Annotated in this window: 18 protein-coding genes and 1 tRNA gene; 9 read left to right on the forward strand and 10 right to left on the reverse strand. The window is 64.6% G+C overall.

Translation table 11 applies throughout. The features are described from left to right. Positions 1 to 56: 56 nt before the first annotated feature. Positions 57 to 209: a hypothetical protein gene (locus CH256_RS28145; RefSeq protein ID WP_156516304.1), complete on the forward strand. Its 153-nt coding sequence runs from the start codon at positions 57 to 59 to the stop codon at positions 207 to 209. A 52-nt stretch (positions 210 to 261) separates the two neighbouring features. Then, entirely contained in the window at positions 262 to 1,728 is a 1,467-nt protein-coding gene (locus CH256_RS17295; RefSeq protein ID WP_094670116.1) for a DHA2 family efflux MFS transporter permease subunit, read from the forward strand. Between the two features lie 10 nt (positions 1,729 to 1,738). Here CH256_RS17295 and CH256_RS17300 read toward each other — a convergent pair whose 3' ends face one another. Beyond that, positions 1,739 to 2,461 (reverse strand): GAF and ANTAR domain-containing protein, encoded by a 723-nt coding sequence (locus CH256_RS17300; protein WP_068052282.1) that lies wholly within the window; start codon positions 2,459 to 2,461, stop codon positions 1,739 to 1,741. Positions 2,462 to 2,577: 116 nt separating this feature from the next. Between CH256_RS17300 and CH256_RS17305 the strand changes: the two genes are divergently transcribed. From CH256_RS17305 to CH256_RS17320, 4 genes are all read left to right on the forward strand, one after another. Further along, the gene (locus tag CH256_RS17305) at positions 2,578 to 3,045 is read left to right on the forward strand and encodes a universal stress protein (protein ID WP_068052281.1); all 468 of its coding nucleotides are present in this window, start codon (positions 2,578 to 2,580) and stop codon (positions 3,043 to 3,045) included. A 104-nt stretch (positions 3,046 to 3,149) separates the two neighbouring features. Continuing rightward, positions 3,150 to 4,940: a TIGR03767 family metallophosphoesterase gene (locus tag CH256_RS17310; RefSeq protein WP_094670117.1), complete on the forward strand. Its 1,791-nt coding sequence runs from the start codon at positions 3,150 to 3,152 to the stop codon at positions 4,938 to 4,940. Then, positions 4,937 to 5,287 (forward strand): hypothetical protein, encoded by a 351-nt coding sequence (locus CH256_RS17315; RefSeq protein ID WP_094670118.1) that lies wholly within the window; start codon positions 4,937 to 4,939, stop codon positions 5,285 to 5,287. The genes CH256_RS17310 and CH256_RS17315 overlap by 4 nt, the downstream gene beginning before the upstream one ends. A 32-nt stretch (positions 5,288 to 5,319) precedes the next feature. Then, complete coding sequence (locus tag CH256_RS17320; protein WP_143536609.1) at positions 5,320 to 5,868, forward strand: hypothetical protein; 549 nt, start codon at positions 5,320 to 5,322, stop codon at positions 5,866 to 5,868. Between the two features lie 109 nt (positions 5,869 to 5,977). Here the strand turns inward: CH256_RS17320 and CH256_RS17325 are convergent, their stop codons facing one another. The 4 genes from CH256_RS17325 to CH256_RS17340 form a co-directional block, all read right to left on the reverse strand. Continuing rightward, positions 5,978 to 6,901, reverse strand: coding sequence for a sensor domain-containing diguanylate cyclase (locus CH256_RS17325; RefSeq protein ID WP_094640172.1), 924 nt, complete (start codon positions 6,899 to 6,901; stop codon positions 5,978 to 5,980). Positions 6,902 to 7,033: 132 nt separating this feature from the next. After that, positions 7,034 to 7,597, reverse strand: coding sequence for a gamma carbonic anhydrase family protein (locus tag CH256_RS17330; RefSeq protein ID WP_218829148.1), 564 nt, complete (start codon positions 7,595 to 7,597; stop codon positions 7,034 to 7,036). 431 nt (positions 7,598 to 8,028) lie between these two features. Then, positions 8,029 to 8,102: transfer RNA gene (locus tag CH256_RS17335), tRNA-Ile, on the reverse strand. Positions 8,103 to 8,171: 69 nt separating this feature from the next. Continuing rightward, positions 8,172 to 10,307 carry a molybdopterin-dependent oxidoreductase gene (locus tag CH256_RS17340; protein WP_094670121.1) on the reverse strand — a complete coding sequence of 712 codons (2,136 nt, stop codon included), beginning with the start codon at positions 10,305 to 10,307 and terminating at the stop codon, positions 8,172 to 8,174. An 85-nt stretch (positions 10,308 to 10,392) separates the two neighbouring features. On the opposite strand from CH256_RS17340, the gene CH256_RS17345 reads away from it, so the two are divergent. The 3 genes from CH256_RS17345 to CH256_RS17355 all read left to right on the forward strand — a co-directional run bounded on the left by CH256_RS17345 (position 10,393) and on the right by CH256_RS17355 (position 12,384). Continuing rightward, positions 10,393 to 11,196 carry a serine hydrolase domain-containing protein gene (locus tag CH256_RS17345; protein ID WP_094640169.1) on the forward strand — a complete coding sequence of 268 codons (804 nt, stop codon included), beginning with the start codon at positions 10,393 to 10,395 and terminating at the stop codon, positions 11,194 to 11,196. Positions 11,197 to 11,340: 144 nt separating this feature from the next. Further along, on the forward strand, positions 11,341 to 11,853 hold the full coding sequence (locus CH256_RS17350) for a DUF3145 domain-containing protein (protein WP_068052258.1): 513 nt from the start codon (positions 11,341 to 11,343) through the stop codon (positions 11,851 to 11,853). Between the two features lie 84 nt (positions 11,854 to 11,937). After that, positions 11,938 to 12,384 carry a cold-shock protein gene (locus CH256_RS17355; RefSeq protein WP_068052255.1) on the forward strand — a complete coding sequence of 149 codons (447 nt, stop codon included), beginning with the start codon at positions 11,938 to 11,940 and terminating at the stop codon, positions 12,382 to 12,384. A gap of 144 nt (positions 12,385 to 12,528) precedes the next feature. Here the strand turns inward: CH256_RS17355 and CH256_RS17360 are convergent, their stop codons facing one another. From CH256_RS17360 to CH256_RS17380, 5 genes are all read right to left on the reverse strand, one after another. Continuing rightward, positions 12,529 to 13,962, reverse strand: coding sequence for an acyl-CoA carboxylase subunit beta (locus CH256_RS17360; protein WP_094640168.1), 1,434 nt, complete (start codon positions 13,960 to 13,962; stop codon positions 12,529 to 12,531). A 127-nt stretch (positions 13,963 to 14,089) separates the two neighbouring features. Beyond that, the gene (locus CH256_RS17365; protein ID WP_068052249.1) at positions 14,090 to 15,340 is read right to left on the reverse strand and encodes a KasA/KasB family beta-ketoacyl-ACP synthase; all 1,251 of its coding nucleotides are present in this window, start codon (positions 15,338 to 15,340) and stop codon (positions 14,090 to 14,092) included. Between the two features lie 8 nt (positions 15,341 to 15,348). Beyond that, positions 15,349 to 15,693 (reverse strand): meromycolate extension acyl carrier protein AcpM, encoded by a 345-nt coding sequence (gene acpM / locus CH256_RS17370; RefSeq protein ID WP_045199610.1) that lies wholly within the window; start codon positions 15,691 to 15,693, stop codon positions 15,349 to 15,351. Between the two features lie 88 nt (positions 15,694 to 15,781). Then, entirely contained in the window at positions 15,782 to 16,690 is a 909-nt protein-coding gene (locus tag CH256_RS17375; protein ID WP_094670122.1) for an ACP S-malonyltransferase, read from the reverse strand. A gap of 128 nt (positions 16,691 to 16,818) precedes the next feature. Next, positions 16,819 to 18,198: a PucR family transcriptional regulator gene (locus CH256_RS17380; protein WP_231893914.1), complete on the reverse strand. Its 1,380-nt coding sequence runs from the start codon at positions 18,196 to 18,198 to the stop codon at positions 16,819 to 16,821. Positions 18,199 to 18,213 lie beyond the last annotated feature (15 nt).

The raw sequence follows: 18,213 nt of genomic DNA on the forward strand, positions 1-18,213 counted from the left end.
GGGTATCCACCGGCCGGAAATGGCGAGGGTCGCGGATGCAGAGTGGGAAACAGATCATGACACCTACGGGTACGGCAGGCGTGACCGCTCACGCGGAGACTGCTCTCGTGGAGACAGTATGGGGCGGCCGGATAGTGGCATCGGGGTTCGTGGTTCTGGCCACAGGACTGTCGTGGGTCTTCGTCGCGTCGGCAATGATCGGACAGTGACCGAGGATCGGTCGGCCGAAACTGCTCGGCGACAACGACGAAGGACAGCACTGTGACCGACAGCATTGCCTCAGCAACACCACCCTCGACGGAGGTGCCCGCACGCGCCTGGAAAGCGCTCGTGGTTCTGCTGCTGGGGATGTTCATGGCGTTGCTGGACACCACCATCGTCAACGTGGCGTTGCCGACGATCAGCACCACCTTGGAAGCGTCGGAATCGGTTCTGTCGTGGATCATCTCGGGGTACGCACTTGCGTTCGGATTGGCTCTCATCCCGGCGGGCAAGGTGGGCGACCGCATCGGTCACAAGTGGGTCTTCTTCACCGGTCTGGCACTGTTCACTCTCGCGAGCTTCGCGTGCGGGCTGGCTCAGGACGATCTGCAACTGGTCGTCGCGCGAGTCGTCCAGGGCTTGGCGGGCGGCATGTTCGTCCCCGCCGTCACCGCGTTCATCCAGCTGTTGTTCCCAGGGCCGGTGCGAGGCAAGGCATTCGCCATCATGGGTGCCGTCATCGGCGTGTCGACCGCGCTCGGTCCCATCGCCGGCGGCCTGATCATCCAGGCTTTCGGCGACGAGAACGGCTGGCGGCTCGTCTTCTGGGTCAACCTGCCGATCGGAATCGTCGGTCTCGTCGCTGCTGCGGTGCTACTTCCGGGCAAGACCGATACCGAACCGGCTGCGCGCCCCGGAATCGACTGGCTCGGACTGGTGCTCATCTCCGCAGGTCTCATCGCGCTGCTCGTTCCGCTGATCGAGGGCCAGGAACTGGGCTGGCCCCTGTGGACCTACCTGACGATCGCAGCGGGACTCGGTCTGATCGCGTTGTTCGGCTGGTGGGAAGTGATTCGGACGGGCCGCGGACAGAATCCGTTGGTACCACCTCGATTGTTCACCCGTCCGGCGTTCACCGGAGGCGTGATCCTCGCGCTCGTCTACTTCGCTGCCTTCACGAGCATCTTCTTCACCATCTCGCTGCTGTGGCAGACCGGACTCGGCAACACGGCACTGGCATCGGGCCTGGTGTCCATACCCTTTGCGATCGGCAGCATCATCGCCGCCTCGCAGAGCAACAGGCTGACGATCAAACTCGGGCGTACCGTTCTGATACTCGGCGCGTCCCTCGTCTCGATCGGGCTCATCTGGTTGTGGATCATCCTCGCGACCAGCTCCGCCGACACGATCTCGCACTGGACGCTGATGGTGCCACTGTTCATCGCGGGTCTCGGCAACGGTGCGTTCATCGCACCCAACGCGCAGTTCATCGTCGCGACCGTCGATCGCGACGATGCGGGAGCCGCGAGCGGCGTCATTTCCACGATGCAGCGCGTCGGCTCGGCGATCGGCATCGCAGTGATCGGCAGCGTGCTGTTCGGGTCGCTCGAGATCACCGGGCCGGACACCGTCGGGTCGGGCTTTCTACACGGAGCAGCCATGGCAATGGCTGTCAGCGCGGCGTTCAGTGTGATTGCGCTGGCGTTGGTCTTCGCGCTTCCCAAGAAGGTGCAGGGCGCACACTGAGCGCTGCCGATCAGCCCTTCAGACCTTTGCTGTGTCGCGCGACCACGGTGGACGCGAGATCGGCGATCTTGACGTTCAGATCCTGGGAAGACTTGCGCAACAACGCGAACGCCTCGTCGCCGTTCACGTCGTGCAGGGCCATGATCAATCCGATCGCCTTGCCGATCTCACGGTTGCTCTCGAGGCCGGCGCGCAGCGTCGACGCCTCTTCGCCGTTCATGACGGCGGCGACGGTGATCGAGGTGAAGGCCGTCAGAATGACTGCCTTGTCCACACTGTCCGAGCCGAAGACGCCGGGACGATCGGTGAACAGATTGAGCGCGCCCACCTTCTGATCGTCGACCTTGAGCCGAAATCCCATCGCGCCTCGTACCGGCGTCCGGTTCAACACACCGCGAGCCATCGCCGGCCACTGGGTGGGAGTGCGGAAGTCGGCTTCGAGCTGGGCTGCCTCGCTGGTGATCGCGTCCAGGCACGGTCCTTCGCCGGTAGCGCGCTCGATATCGTCGACGACCCGCGCTATGTCGTCCGAGGCTGCGACCGTGACAGCCTTCCCGTGGCGCATCAACATCAAGCTGGCGTGGTCACAATGCGGAACCAACAGCGTGGCCGCATTGCACAGTGCGGTGTAGACCTCTTCGGCGGTGGTACCTCGGTACACGATGTCGGCCAGGGCCGCGAACACAGTAGCCGGGTCGGTGGACGGGGCGTCGAACTGTCGGTCGTCGTTCATTGCTTCTCCCGTCGCGTATGGAACCGTCTCCCCGATAACCGGGCGTAGGCGCTACTTACCGTACCGCCAGGCGGCTGGGGGTACGAACAGTCGGGTCTCGGCAGTAGCCTCAGGTCGTGAGCGATGCGCAGGAGTCCACCGGGTTCGAGTACGGCCACGACGGACCGAAATCGATCGTGGTGGGCGTCGACGGGTCCGATTCGTCCTGGCGCGCCGCGGCCTATGCGGCAGGGCTCGCCCGTAGGCAGCGGTCGCTGCTGGTATTGGTGTACGTGCAACCCATTGCGACGGCCTCGTGGGGCCAGGCAGGCATCTCACTCGTCGAAACCGGTCAACAGATAGCCGACGAACTGCTCGACTACATCAGAACGTCGGCCGCCCGGTTCGGGGATCGGGAGCACGTGCGGTGGGAGTTCCGAACCGCACAGGGTGACCCGTACAACGGGCTGATCGCCGTGGCAGAGCAATTGCGTACCGACGCCGTCGTGGTGGGGGCGTCCGAGACTGCCGGACATCGAATCGCCGGCTCGGTGGCGGTGCGATTGGTCAAAGCGGGACGGTGGCCGGTGACCGTCGTGCCCTGAACGGAGCGAAATCGAGCCGATCTGCCGTCTGCCCTGTAAAAATAGGCAGTCACCTCGTCGGATGCGAGGCGCACGTGGTGCCGTTTTCGGATCCGAGGAGTTCCATGACCGGGCTGTCGCGTAGACAATTCGTGGCGAGAGTGGGGACACTCGCGGCGGTGTGGGGTATCGCACCCCACGTGCTGGGTCAGGCTCTTGCGGCGAACGCCCAGCCCGTGAACGTGGGCGCAACCGGAACACTCGCGCAGACGATCCTGCGATCCTCGACAGGGCCGGGGAAGTACCGCGTGCTCGATGCCGGTCCGGGGGAGCCGTACGTTGCACGCCTCGACGTTCTCGGACGAGCGCCGAACCCGTCGAGGGCGCAGTCGCGACGGTCGCTGCTCTACCTCGGGCACCTCTCGGACATGCACGTCATCGACGCCCAATCTCCCGGCCGCATCGAGCCCATGATCGTCTCCGACCACGCCGCATGGGGTTCGGCGTTCCATCCGCAGGACACGCTGACCGTGCACGTCACCGCGGCGATGGTGAAAGCGTTCGCGGACGCGCGGATCAGCCCGGTCACCGGCGCACCGATGGGGGCTGCCGTGGTCACCGGGGACAGTGCCGACATGCATTCGCACCTCGAATTGCGCTGGTACATCGACGTTCTCGACGGCGTACCGGTTCGGCCGACGAGTGGGGCCGCGGACATCTTCGAGGGTGTTCAGGCCTGGCCGGAGGCGCAGTGGGCCTACCGACCCGGTGATCCTTCGGGAGGGTCGTTCGGCGATTACGGATTCCCGACGCTTCCCGACCTTCTCACCCAAGCGATGTCGGGAACCGTCGAATCGGTGGGTCTGCCCGTGCCGTGGTACTCGGTCTACGGCAACCACGACACTCTGTTGCTCGGCACCTTCGACCTGTCCTCGCAGCTGCACGCGCTCGCCGTCGGCGGCCGCAAGGCGTACACCCTCGAGGCGACGGCCACCTCCGCCCTGGCCGGCTACGCGTCGACGGCCAGTCCGCTGCAGAGAATGGTCGATGCGCTGGGCGTCGGATCCGGTGCGCGACCGGGGTTTCGCGCAGTGTCGGCCGACCCGGCACGGTACCTGTTCGAGCAACGCGAGTTCATGCAGGAGCACTTCGAGACCACCCCGACACCGGGACCGATCGGACACGGCTTCACCCAGCACAATCTCGACTCCGGTGAGACGTGGTGGGCGGCAGACCCCACCCCGAACATCCGAACGTTCGGACTCGACACCTGCAACGCCGTCGCCGGCCCCGACGGTGCGGTGCCCGAGAACCAATTCGACTGGCTCACCGAGCAATTGGAGAAAGCGCAGGCCGAGCGCAAGCTCGTGCTGATCTACACCCATCACAACAGTCTCACGCTGGAGAACCGAGCGCAGCGTCCAGGAGAATCGGGGAAGCTCTACGGCGCAGACGAATTCATCGACCTGCTGTTGAAGTATCCCGTGGTGATCGGCTGGCTCAACGGCCACACCCACCAGAACCAGATTCTGGCGCATTCGAGCGGCGGACGCGGATTCTGGGAGATCACCACCGCGTCGTGCATCGATTTCCCACAGCAGCAGCAGGTGGTCGAGATCGTCGACAACCGCGACGGAACTCTGTCGCTGTTCACCACGGTGCTCGATCACGCGTCGCCGATCACACCCGGAAACAGCGGAAGCTACCTGGATCTGGCGTCGCGCAGCCGCGAATTGGCGGCCAACGACTGGGCCGAGAATCCGCTGATGCGTCGAGGGTCGCGCCTGGATCGCAACACCGAATTGCTGTTGCCTGCACCGTTCGATCTGAGTGCCATCACCGACGCCGCGCTCGAGCAGCAACATCTGGACGAGCACGCGAGACTGATCGCCTACGAGACGAGGCAGGGTCGATGAACGGAGTGTGCAGGAAGATTCTCCTGGTCGCCGCCGTGGTGGCGTGCGCGGGATGTTCGCAGACCGCTGCGCTCGCGCCGGTCGGCGGTGCCGAACTCGGGGACCTCCGCTACGCAGTGAACGACGTTCTGTTCGAGAAGGGAATCGAGATACTGGTTGCGCCGGTCTGCTCCGGTACCGGAGCGGACATCGAATGTGTCGGGGAGACAACCGACAACGAGGCGATCACCGGCTCGGCCACGTCGGACGACGCGAGCACCGTCGAGGTGAAGGTCGGCACGGAGGTTCTCTACTCGGGGTCTGTGCAGGACGTGCTCGACCGCAATTCGACGGTCGGTGCGCCGTGAGGGGGAGTGCGGTGCTCGCTGCCGTTGTGCTCGTGTCTGCGCTGATTCAGGCGGTGACAGTCCTGGGCGATCCCGTTCCAGAATCCTCCGTGGGATTCGGTGGGTTGGTTGCGGCGTCTGCCGCGGCACTGGTGGTCGCCCTGTGGATCACCGCATCGACGGCACTCGATGTGGTGGACGGCAACATCCGCGGTGCGCTGGCTCGGGCATGGCGGCGGCCGCGCGTCCTGGTGTGGTGTGTGGTCTCGACTCTGGTGGCCGTCGCGCTGGCGATTCTGTTCCCGCTGCTTCCGATTGTCGTGATTCTGGTTGCGCTGCTGGTGCTTCCGGCCGTGGCCGACGGGCAACGACATCCGTTCCGCGCTGCGACGGCGACTGTCCGGCAGTCCCCGGGGCGGTGCGCAGTCGCGGCAGTCGTCACGATTGTTGCCTTCGTCCTCGCCTGGGTCGTAGCACTGGTACTGGGCTTCTTCGTCACCGGCGTGGTGGCGGCGTTTCTCACGTGGATGTGGTTCGGGGCGAATGCTGCTGTGCTGCTGGTGTATTCGTCACGGTTGTACCGTCGGGTGGGAAGCCGATGACTCGTTCGACCGGACACTCGAAGGCGGCGTGTCGGTAGCCGCAACGTTGCGCCACTGCGTCGGCACCCACTTCGGTTCGCGCATCATCTGAGCTGCCCAATTGCCGAACTCATCGCTCCCGCACGCGATGTGCCTTGTTTCGATACATCGCGGTATCGGCCCGATGAATCAGCGTCGCGGCCGAATCGGCGGGTCGTCGCCTTGCTGCACCTGTGCTGATCGATACACGCTCATGCCCATCGATTCCAAGGAGGTGCGTTGCTGCCCCCGCCGCCGCGGCGATGTAGTCGGCTAGATAACGCTGTTCGTCGAACTGCCAGACGAAGCCTCCGTGAGCCCACACGGATGGGCGGGACGCGATCAGGAACTCATCACCCGCATACCGGCAGACGATTCTGTCGTCATGCGACAGGGCGTGAAGTCGGTCTGCGATCGCGGACAGGACTGCGTCTCCGGCCGCATGGCCGTAGCCGTCGTTGACCTGCTTGAAGTGATCGACATCGGCGAACATCACCATTACTTCGTCGCCGGCTGCAAGCCAATCGTCGATGACCGAGACCGCAACGTTGCGACGGTACAGCCCGGTCAAGTCGTCGCGTTCTGCGCGCTCACGCCACGTTCGTGCCTCACTGACAATAGGATTCGCAAGATCCAGGGCAACGACGATGAGAGGCACGCCGTCGAACACCGCGAGTCCGGTGTGCGTCCAGCACGACACCGACACGTCGTCGTCTTGGTGGAGCCGTCGCATCGCGGCGACCGGTGTCTGCGACGATTCCCCTGTTCGGGCGAAGTCGGTCAGTAGATTCTCTGATACGGCCCGGATCTCCGCATGCTCCGTTGGGTGCACGAAGGCGAAGACATCACGGGTGTCGCTGTACGTGCGGGATAGATTCGCCGACTTTCGGCACGCGGTATTGACGGCCAGGATGTGAAAACTGGTGTCGTGAACGAGCGCAGGAAGCGGGATAGCGGCGACGATCTGCTGCGCAGTAACGATCCGTGGCACACCCTCGCTTCCACGTGCGTCCACCTGGCCAAGGGTAAACCGACGGGAATTGCCGAGAGCAAAAATACTACCGGTCAGTAAGCAACGCCACACACGACAAGAACACGACTCGCGGGACGCGGGCGCGTCGGGTACACCGAAGTCAGGTCTACAACGTCACTCCGGAACAACGGAGTCCGAGGCGTGCTCGCCGTAGAAGGACGACTGCGACTGCATGATGTCCTGCATACCGTCGCCGTGCGACGCGTCGTACACCGTTCCCGGAAAGTCCAGAGTTTGCTGGATGGCCCAGATTTCGTCGTGGCTGCTTGCCGGAAACATGCTGGCCGGATCTCCCACGGCAACCCACCCGGTGGGGAGGACCGACCCGGCGGCAAGCCTCGAATCGACCTGGAGCACTGCGTTGATTCGGACCTCCGACCCTGCCTCGACGATCGACCCGGGAAACGTCGACGCACCGGTGGCGATGAACGACTCCCGACCGATGACGGTGCCATTGACGTGCGCGTGCGGGCCGATCAACACACTGTCACCGACGATCGTGGGGTACTTCGCGCGTCCATTGACGACGGCGTTCTCCATCACGACCACATTCTCACCGATACTCACCTGACCATCCTCGGCCGTCAGGATCGCACCGTGCAGAATCCGCGACCCGGCGCCGACGACAACGTTGCCCACCAACACTGCCGTCGGCGCAACCCACGCATGCTCGGACACGGACGGGGACGAACCTCGGTGTTGGTACCGCATGGTGTCTTCTCCTCGGTAGTTGCTCGGCGAACTGGTCTGGTCGAGCGAAATTTTGAACTCGAAGGATGTTGGGAACGGGTGTCGATGGTCATCGAGGCGTATCGGCCGTCGAAAGTCTGCACCTTCGAGCCTTCATCGGTCGCATCATCAGCAGAGATCAGCACCGAAATCGCTGGCCACGGAACCGACGCAGCTGTGATTCGCATGGCGTCATCGATTCAGTGATCCGAACCACTGGGAATGGCAATGCAGTGCAAAAGCCTCTATGCCGCGGCGTGCACGCCAGAATTGCTGATGGGTCCGAGTCGCCCTGTGTCGCTGTATCTTCGGGCAGGGTCAGGCTGGGTATGTACGCAATCGCCAGGGCTCACCGACCTGACAGGGAGGTCGATCGGGTGTGGGGCGGGCGGGGCTCGAACCCGCGACCAATGGATTATGAGTCCACGGCTCTAACCGACTGAGCTACCGCCCCATGCCCGTACCAGGTACGAGCCTGCAGAATCGTACAGAATCGCGTCGCCTCGACGGTGCATCGGGGCAGCTATTTCGCTCGGACCTGCACCGGGACACCGTTGAGGATCGCGTTGGCCGAGACGGCGTCGACGCGATTGGGGTCGGTGATGTCGTTGACGCTCGGCCCCTGCACCGTCGTGGCAACGGACAACTGCACGCCGGGGCGCTGATGTCCGAATCCGTGCGGCATGCTCACCACGCCCGGCATCATCTTCTCCGACGCCGCTACCTCGATGTCGACGGTTCCGGCGGCGGAGGTGACCGACACCATCGAACCGTCCTCGATACCGCGATTCGCGAGATCCTCAGGATGCGCCAGAAGCTGATGTCGCGCTTTGCCTTTGGTGAGCCGGGCGGTGTTGTGCATCCACGAGTTGTTGCTGCGCAGGTGTCGCCGACCGATCATCAGCAGTTCATCGCCGGATGGAACTGCGCTGGAATGCATCAGATCCACCAACGCGGGGAGCTCGGCAACAACGATGTCCTGAATCAGTTGTACCCGCTTGTCCCGCGTCTTCAACTTCAGTGGGAAGCCGGGACGCAATGGTCCGAGATCGACACCGTGTGGGTTGGCTCGAAGTTTCTTCAGCGACAGTCTTTTTCGTTGACTCCGGAGCAGGATGTCCAGTGTGCGGGCGGGGGACAGGCGCAGCCGGGCTTCGCCGATGATGTTCTTCGGAGTCACTCGTGACTTCAACCGACCGACCGTCGAACCGGCCATACGGCTCTTGTAGCGCAGCGACAGATCACGGAAGATCTCCCAATCGTGCTTGGCGTCGGCTTGCTTGGGCAGCACTGCAGGCATGTACTTCGCCGTGTTGTGAACGGCGAAGGAGTTGAAGATCAGGTCGTAGTGGTCGCGTTCGAGCGACATCGTCGGCGGCAGAATCACGTGTGCGTGACGCGATGTCTCGTTGATGTAGAAGTCGAACGACACCATGAAATCGAGACCCGCGAACGCGTCGTTCAGGGTGGTGCCGCCGGGCATCGACAACACCGGATTGCCGGACAGGACCGCCATCGCACGGATCTGGTCCTTGCCCTCGGTGGTGATCTCGTCGACGAGCGTCGAACAGGGGTATTCGCCTGCGAACTCGGGCAGGTCGCGAACGCGACTGCGCCACTTGTCGAAATGGCCGCGGCCGACGATGCCCTGCTTGATCAGATCGATCGCGGGATCGGTCACCATGGCACCGCCGGGGCGGTCGAGATTGCCCGTGATGATGTTCAGTACCTGAATCGCCCACTGGCACACGGTGCCGAACTGCTGAGTCGAGACCCCCATTCGGCCGTATGCCACCGCGGACCTCGCCGAGGCGAAATCACGTGCCAGGGCCGAGATCTCTTCCGCAGCAATCCCGACGACCGGAGCGACGGATTCCGGTGCGAATTCCGCGACGAGATCCGCGAGTCGGTCGGCACCGTCGACGTAGTCGGCCACGGTCACCGTGCCGTCGGCCACGATCGTGTGGATCATCGCGAGCAGCAGCAGTGCGTCGCTGCCGGGCCGAACGAAGAAGTGGGTGTCTGCGATGTCGGCGGTCTCGGTCTTGCGCGGATCGACCACGACGAGGCGGCCGCCCCGTTTGCGCAGTGCCCGCGCCCTCTTTGCGAAATCGGGCACGGTCATCATGCTGCCGTTCGAGGCCATCGGATTGCCGCCGAGGACGAGGAAGAAGTCGGTTCGATCGATGTCCGGGATCGGCAGTAGCAACTGATGCCCGTACAGCAGGTGATCGACGAGCTGGTGCGGGAGCTGATCCAGCGAGGTGGCGGAGTATCGATTGCGCGTCCGCATGAGCGAGGTGAAGGGAATACCGTGGGTCATCGCACCCATCGAATGCACGTTGGGGTTGCCCTGATAGATCCCGACGGCATTGCGGCCGTACTTCTCACGCGTCGAGACCAAACCGTCGATCACGAGGTCGTATGCCTCGTCCCAGCCGATCTTCTCCCATTTCTCGCCCACACGTTTGACCGGTGTGGTGAGCCGATCGGTATCGGCGTGCAGATCGATCAGCGACAGCGCCTTGGGGCAGATGTGGCCGCGTGAGAGCGGATCCTTCTCGTCACCGCGAATCGAGACCACCGCATCGTTCTCCACCGTGAACTCGAGCCCACAGATCGCCTCGCACAGATTGCACGATCCATACACAACCGACATCGCATTCCTCCCACTCATGTGCTGCGAGCGTAGCCCGGCGGGGGACCGGGGCACCGTCGTCGACCGACAATTAGGCTCGTGAGTCGTGACCACCCTCGATCTCACGGCCTCCTGGCCCGTCGACCATGTCAGTGCAGCAGTCGTCACCGACTCCGGAGTTCGTGAGGAGGTCGGGGACACCGATCGCGTCTACGAGCTGGCCTCGGTCACCAAGCTGCTCAGTGCGTACGCAGTTTTCGTCGCCGTCGAGGAAGGTGCGGTGGAGCTCGATCAGCCCGCAGGACCGGAAGGGTCGACGGTTCGACACCTCCTCGCACACGCGTCGGGACTGGCGTTCGGCGACCTCACAGTCCAGGCACCGGCCGGTACCAAGCGGATCTACTCGAGCGCCGGGTTCGAGGTGCTGGCCGAGCTGATCGAAACCGAGGCAGGCATTGCCTTCCCCGACTACTTGGACGAGGCCGTGTGTCGGCCGCTGCAGATGACGAACACGTCGTTGCCGGGATCGGCGGGCCACGGGGCCAGCTCGACCCTCGCCGATCTGACGAGGTTCGCCGCCGAACTGTTGGCACCGACGCTGCTGGCGTCGCAGACACTCGCGTCGGCGACCGAAGTGCAGTTTCCCGGCCTGAACGGGATCGTGCCCGGATACGGATCGCACAAGCCCTGCGACTGGGGACTCGGGTTCGAGCTGCGCGACGGCAAGAGCCCGCACTGGACCGGAAGCAAGAACTCGTCCGCGACGTTCGGCCACTTCGGGCAGGCCGGAACGTTCCTGTGGGTCGATCCGGCCGTGCGGACCGCGTGTGTGGTGTTGACCGATCGAGCCTTCGGAGACTGGGCGAAACCGCTGTGGCCGGAGCTCTCCGACGCAGTGCTGGCCGGGTGAAACTCCATCGTTCACAGATTGCACTGGCGCAACAGGGGCAACTCGGGGCACACTAGTACACAGACGCATTGATTCACTGCAGCCAGCCGAAGCATGTCGAGGTCGTTGGGGAAGACGTCCCTCGTCGAAGCTGGAGGTAGTGCAATGCGTGGATCGAATCAATTCGCAGAAGCGACGTCGGGTGTTGTGTACATCCACTCGTCGCCCGCTGCGTTGTGCCCGCATGTCGAATGGGCGTTGACCGACGCCCTCGATTGCCGTGCGAACTTGAAGTGGTCTGCGCAGCCCGCCTCCGATGGGCAGCTGCGCGCCACCACCGACTGGGTCGGCCCCGTCGGCACCGGAGCAAAGCTGGCCGGCATCCTGCGCTCGTGGCAGATGCTGCGGTTCGAGGTGACCGAGGACGCCAGCGAAGGCGTGGACGGCGAACGGTTCTCCCATGTGCCCGGTTTGGGGCTGTGGCGCGGAACGACGAGCGCGAACGGGGACGTGATGCTCGGCGAGATGCGGCTGCGCGCCCTGATGGAGAACAACCAGGGCAACTTCACCGCGGCCGTCGAGCAGGCTCTCGGATCGGACTGGGACGCAGCCCTCGAGCCGTACCGAACCGGCGGGGCCGGAGCCGAAGTGACGTGGCTGAGTCGCAACGTCGGCTAGGGGTTGCTGGGGGTTCTGGCTCGCGGTAGTTTGCGTCCGTGCCTGGGGTAGGCATGTGGGAACGACCGTGGAGTGGTGAGTTCGATGTTGTCGACCGGAAAAGTGATTCGATTCGACGAGTTCAAGGGGTACGGATTCGTAGCGCCGGACGAGGGCGGCGAGGACGTGTTCATTCACGTCAACGATCTGGACTTCGACAAACGACTGTTGGCACCGGGGGTTCGCGTCGAATACGTTGCCGTCGAAGGCGATCGAGGCCTCAAGGCCACCCAGGTGCAGATCATCGACACCCCCGCGTCGACCGCGCTGGTCACCCGGCGCAAGCCCGACGTGCCGTTCCACGACGTTCCGATCAGCGAACGCGAGCAACTCGAGGACGTCATCTGCGACGTGCTCTCCGAGGCGGACTTCACCGCCGAAGTGACCGAGGCACTGCTGACAGCCAACGGAACTGTCACCGCAGCGCAGATCCTCGACATCCGATCGGCAATGCTGCGACTGGCTCACGACCACAAGTGGATCGAGAGCTGACGCCGGAGTTCGCCCGTCCGTTGTGACGCCCGTTCGGTTCAGGATGAATGTGGCTTTGTTGCACTCGGAGCGCCTCGGAGCCGCATTGATCCCAACCGGGGCCGGGGGTGACACCACCCGAGGCGGCGGGGCACCCCGTGACGATCAGAGCGGAATGTTCTTGTGGTTGCCGCGTGCCGCAGGGGCGGCCGCGAGCGCCCTGGCGACCGTGCTGCGGGTCTTGCACGGCTCGATGACCTCGTCGACGACACCGATGGCCACGGCGCGCTCGACGCCACCGGCGATGCTTTCGTGCTCGACGGTGAGGCGATCGTGCAATGCCTCACGCTCCTCCTCGGGAGCGGCTGCGAGTGCCTTCTTGTGCAGGATGCCGACGGCGGCCTTCGCGCCCATCACGGCGACCTCGGAGCCGGGCCAGGCGTAGACCGCGGTAGCACCGAGTGCACGGGCGTTCATCGCGATGTACGCGCCGCCGTAGATCTTGCGGGTCACCAGGGTGACGCGGGGGACCGTGGCTTCGGCGAAGGCGTGCAACAGCTTTGCTCCGCGACGGACGACGCCCTCCCATTCCATGCTGACGCCGGGGAGGTACCCGGGAACGTCGACGACCACGATCAGTGGGATGCCGAATGCGTCGCACAGTCGCACGAAACGGGCTGCCTTCTCGGCACTTTCGGAGTTGAGGCAACCGCCGAGACGAATGGGGTTGTTGGCGATGACGCCGACGGTGCGGCCGCTGATGCGTCCGAGGCCGATGACAATGCTGCGGGCCCAGCCGCCCTGGAACTCCTCGAAGGTCGATTCCCCTTCGACGTTGTCCAGCAGCTCGTGCACGATCGGGTGCACATCGTATGCGCGACGGTTGGATTCGGGCATCAGCGCTCGGAGGTCGGTGTCTCCGTGCTCGGCGGCGGCGATGTCGAATTCGCCCTGCTCGCAGAACATGGACACCAGGCGGCGGGCGCGGGTGAACGCGTCCATCTCGCTGTCGGCGACGATGTGGCACACGCCGGACTTCTTGTGGTGGGTGTCGGGGCCGCCGAGCGAGGCCATGTCGACCTGCTCACCGGTGACGCTGCGGACGACGTCGGGACCGGTGACGAACACGCGTCCCTCGGGAGCCATGATGACGACGTCGGTCAGCGCAGGACCGTAGGCGGCGCCGCCGGCTGCGAAGCCGAGGACGACGGAAACTTGGGGGACGAGGCCGGATGCTCGAACCATGGCCTCGAAGACGAGCCCGACGGCATGGAGGGCTTCGACGCCCTCGGCGAGGCGCGCGCCGCCGGAATGCCAGACGCCGACGATCGGAGCGCGCTGCTCGATGGCCGTGTCGATGGCGGCGACGATGTGCTTGCAGCCGTCGACGCCCATGGCACCGCCCATGACGGTGGCGTCGGAGCAATACGCGATGGTGTGGACGCCGTCGATCTCGCCGGACGCTGCGAGGATGCCGGACTTGTCCCGATCGTGCAGGGGCACAGTGGTTCCGGCGTCGAACAGATTCTCGAGGCGGGCGAGTGGATCGCGGGGATCGGTGGAGGTACCGGATCGTGTGACGGGGGCCAGAATGGTCATCGCTTGTCCTTCTTCAGGGCCCCTGGGGGGCGAGGCCCGAACCGGGGCCGTTCACTGGGAACGGCCCCAGCCCGGATCATGCACTGCGAGAGCGGGATTCGCTGAGTCGAAAGAACGACTCAGTGCATCACGCCTTTCCGAAGGCGAGCGCTACGTTGTGCCCACCGAATCCGAACGAGTTGTTGATCGCGTAATCGATCTGTCCGACGCGGGGCTCGCCCTTGACGACGTCGAGATCGATCTGGGGATCTTGATTCTCCAAATTCAGTGTGGGAGGGATGATTCCCTCACGCACTGCCAGCACCGTCAGAACCGATTCGAGAGCGCCGACGGCACCGATCGAGTGGCCCAGCGCGGATTTCGGTGCGTACACGGCTGCGTGATTTCCGACGGCCTTGTTGATCGCGAGCGCTTCGGCGGTGTCTCCGATGGGAGTTGCCGTTGCGTGGGCGTTCACGTGGGTGATGTCGGACTTCTGCAGTCCTGCGGTCTCGATTGCACGCTTCATGGCGCGCGCGGCACCCGTGCCCTCCGGGTCGGGAGCCACGAGGTGGAACCCGTCGGAGGTGATTCCGGCACCGAGCAGGCGGGCGTGGATCGTTGCGCCGCGTGCCTTGGCGTGCTCCTCGGTCTCGATGACCATGAGCGCACCCGCTTCACCGAAGACGAAGCCGTCACGATCCTTGTCGAACGGACGTGACGCACCCTTCGGGTTGTCGTTGTTGGTGCTCATCGCCCGCATCATGGAGAAGCTGGCGATCGGAACCGCGTCGATGTAACCCTCGACGCCGCCGGTGACGACCATGTCCGCGTCGCCCATCACGATCATCCGCCACGCGTGTGCGATGGCTTCCGATCCCGAGGAGCAGGCGGAGACGGGAGTGATGACACCGGCCTGTGCTTTGAGCTCGAGTCCGACGACCGCTGCAGGGCCGTTCGGCATGACCATCTGAACGGCGAGCGGAGACACCTTGCGATAACCACCGGCCTTCATCTTGTCGTTGGCGTCGATCAGAGAATCGCCGCCACCGAGGCCGGTACCGATAGATACGCCGAGGCGGAGGGGATCGACGTCGGGAGTCCCGGCGTTCTTCCAGACCTCACGACCGAGAACGGTGGCCAGCTGCTCCACATAGCTCAGGCGACGAATCTCGACCCGCGAGAGCAGGCTCTGCGGGTTCACCGCGAGGTGGCCGCCGATCCGCACGGGCAGGTCGTACTCGGCGACGAAATCGTCTTCCAGCGTTGCAATTCCGCTGTCGCCGTTCAGCAGACCCTTCCACGTGGCATCGACGTCACCCGCGAGTGACGTGGTCGCAGCGAGGCTGGTGACGACGACACTGGGGAAGCGTCCGTTGGCGGTGGATGGGTTGGTCATGGGCCGTGTCACTCGCTCGCGGAGTCGTCGAGCTTGGCCTTGATAGCTTCTGCGGCTTCGGGGTTCTCCGCTTCGAGCTTCTGGATGTAGTTCACGGCGTCGCCGACGGTGCGCAGACCTGCGAGGTCCTCGTCGGGGATCTTCACGCCGTACTTGTCCTCGGTCTGCACTGCGATCTCGACCATGGAGAGTGAGTCGATGTCGAGGTCGTCCACGAAGGACTTCTCGATGGTCACCTCGGACGGTTCGATGCCCGTGACCTCCTCGATGATCTCTGCAAGTCCGGCGATGAGGTCTTCCTGGCTGGCCACTGTTGTGGCTCCCTTCTCTTCTGTGTAGAACGCCGAAGTCATGTGCTTCGAGACGCGATTGTGCATTTCTGCCACTCGGGGAGTGGAAGTGCGAGCCGCAGTGCTGTGACTGCGAAGTGTGTGGGACGAGCTAACCGAGCTCGGCCATTGCGGAAATGTCCGCCGGTGTCTTCAGGCCGAGGTTGGCGACGCCGCGCAGTTCGCGTTTGGCGATACCGACAAGTGCGCCTGCCGGGGGCAGTTCGACGAGTCCGGTCACCTGCGCGGTCCGCAGGTAGGCGTTGCACAGATCCCATCGCACGGGGCGAGTGACCTGGGCAGCGAGCTTGTTCAGGGCGTCGGCACCAGAGGAGACCGGCTGACCGTCCGAGTTGGACAGCAACGTCCGCGTCGGCTCCGACGGGCTGATGGCGGCAGCGGCTGCGGCAACGGTGTCGCCCGCGGACGCCATGTACTTGGTGTGGAACGCGCCCGCGACCGGTAGTGCGCGAACCCGAGCCTTCTCGGGCGCGCTCTCGGCCAACTCGGCGAGCTTGGTGCGCAGCCCGGCTGCGACGATCTGACCTGCAGCATTGACGTTGGCCGGAGCGAGGTCCAGCTCTTCGAGGCGGGCCAGGACAGCAGCTTCGTCGCCCCCGAGCACGGCGGACATGCCGGTCGGCTCGAGCGCGCAGGCCTTGGCCATTGCTGCGCCACGGACGGCAGCGAGCGATACGGCGTCGTCGGAGGAGATGACGCCGGCGATCGCAGCGGCGGCGAGTTCGCCCACCGAGTGTCCGGCGATGACGGCGTCCTCGGGGAACAGGCCGCGCGATGCGATCTCCTCGAACGCGAGCAATGCCGACGCGACGACCAGAGGCTGGGTCACTGCGGTGTCGGTGATCTCCTCGGCGGTGGCTGTGGTGCCGAGGCGGACGAGGTCGAGACCGGAGGCCTTCGACCACAACGCGAGTCGGTCTGCCGCACCCGGCAATTCGAGCCAAGGCAGCAGCATGCCGGGAGTCTGGGAGCCCTGACCGGGCGCAAGCAACGCAATCACAGGGTTAAGAGAACACCGTCGGGTGCCGAATGAGTGATGTCGCGCTCGATGAACTCTCGACAAGCAATTTGTGGGAACCCTACAAATTGCCTCGTGGGGATCCGCTATCGCCGAAGGGTGGTCCGGCGTTACGTGACTACTTCTCCGAATGTGACCTGTGTGACATATGGGGCAGGATGGGGCGGTTCGTGATGCGTTCGAGCCAACCTACCTACCGTTGCCGCAACCCTGAGTACGTACGCGTCGCGCGGATGCGTGGGGTCTCGACCGGTGACCTCGGCGATGCGCTTGAGCCGATACCGGACGGTATTTGGATGAACAAACAGCTGCCGTGCGCAGGTTTCCACCGCTCCGCCACAGTCCAGATACGCATCGAGGGTGTCGGCCAGTCCCGAACCTGCCGCGGCCAACGGAACGACCACGTGATCGTTCAACGCCGATATCGCCGCACCGTCGTTGAGCAGTGCGCGTTCGGGCAGTAGCTCGCCCGCATGCACCGGACGCGGCGCACCCCGCCACCCCGCCACGGCCTGCATCCCCGCGAATGCCTCCACCGCGCTCGAGTGCGCCGCACCGAGGGTGCGGGTGGTCGGGCCGATGACGACGGGTCCGTCCGAGAAGTTCTGCAGCATGTCGTCGATGAAGGCGCGATGGGTGGCAGTGTCGTCGAGCTGACCGCTGACCACCATCACCAGCCGCGTTCCCTGCACCACTGCCAGTGCGGCGCGACCGTGCTTCTGCGCCACGGCGTGCACGGTTCCGACGACCGAGACGCCTCGATCGTCGGGAGGAGTGCCCACCAGCACCGTTGCGGGCGCGGTGGCGTCCCAGTTCAACGTGGCGGCACGCGAGAGCATGTCCGAGCCGGTATCTCCGCGTACGACGGCGTCGACCACGAGGGCTTCGAGGCGGGTGTCCCAGGCTCCGCGTGATTCGGCTGCGCTGGCGTAGACCGACGCGGCCGCGAAACCCAGCTCGCGCCCGTAGCGCAACACGGCCTCGGTCAGGGCCACCAGCTGCTGATCGTTGCGTGCCAGCGCCGGGAGCCACTGCTCGAAGAACTCCATCGCCACCCGCACCATGTCCACTGTCTGGCGCAGAGTGAGGCGTCGGGCAAGGTCCTGGGGAATGACCTGGAAGGCATCGAGGCTGAAGCGAATATCGCTGTTGGGGTTCTTCAGCCATTCGAGGAAGTTGTCGACGGCTGTCTGAATCAACAGTTGGACGCTGGCACGTTGGGCCGCGTCGAGATCACCGAAGAACGGCAACTGCCCCTGCATCGTGGTGACGGCCTCGGTCGAGAGTCGGCCGGAGAACTGTTTGACGCGACGCAGCAGGGCATCGGGCAGGGGATCGCGTTTCTGGCGGGAGGGTGCCAGTGAGGCGACCGGAAGGTGCACTTCGTTGTCCGAGGTCAACGATTCACGCAACGCCTCACGGTAGGCGTCGCGTCGGGACACATCGCGTGATGACGCGCTGCCCGGTGAGTCGGGTTTCGCATCGGACATAAGGAGAACCTACGC

This window comes from Rhodococcus sp. 05-2254-6 (assembly GCF_002258565.1).
Lineage (GTDB): Bacteria > Actinomycetota > Actinomycetes > Mycobacteriales > Mycobacteriaceae > Rhodococcoides.

Excerpts from the sequence above, each read along its gene's own strand:
- CH256_RS17315 (WP_094670118.1), top strand. The coding sequence starts at position 4,937 with ATGAACGGAGTGTGCAGGAAGATTCTCCTGGTCGCCGCCGTGGTGGCG.
- CH256_RS17310 (WP_094670117.1), top strand. The coding sequence starts at position 3,150 with ATGACCGGGCTGTCGCGTAGACAATTCGTGGCGAGAGTGGGGACACTC.
- CH256_RS17350 (WP_068052258.1), top strand. The coding sequence starts at position 11,341 with ATGCGTGGATCGAATCAATTCGCAGAAGCGACGTCGGGTGTTGTGTAC.
- CH256_RS17365 (WP_068052249.1), bottom strand. The coding sequence starts at position 15,340 with ATGACCAACCCATCCACCGCCAACGGACGCTTCCCCAGTGTCGTCGTC.
- CH256_RS17380 (WP_231893914.1), bottom strand. The coding sequence starts at position 18,198 with ATGTCCGATGCGAAACCCGACTCACCGGGCAGCGCGTCATCACGCGAT.
- acpM (WP_045199610.1), bottom strand. The coding sequence starts at position 15,693 with ATGACTTCGGCGTTCTACACAGAAGAGAAGGGAGCCACAACAGTGGCC.
- CH256_RS28145 (WP_156516304.1), top strand. The coding sequence starts at position 57 with ATGACACCTACGGGTACGGCAGGCGTGACCGCTCACGCGGAGACTGCT.
- CH256_RS17300 (WP_068052282.1), bottom strand. The coding sequence starts at position 2,461 with ATGAACGACGACCGACAGTTCGACGCCCCGTCCACCGACCCGGCTACT.
- CH256_RS17360 (WP_094640168.1), bottom strand. The coding sequence starts at position 13,962 with ATGACCATTCTGGCCCCCGTCACACGATCCGGTACCTCCACCGATCCC.
- CH256_RS17355 (WP_068052255.1), top strand. The coding sequence starts at position 11,938 with ATGTTGTCGACCGGAAAAGTGATTCGATTCGACGAGTTCAAGGGGTAC.
- CH256_RS17340 (WP_094670121.1), bottom strand. The coding sequence starts at position 10,307 with ATGTCGGTTGTGTATGGATCGTGCAATCTGTGCGAGGCGATCTGTGGG.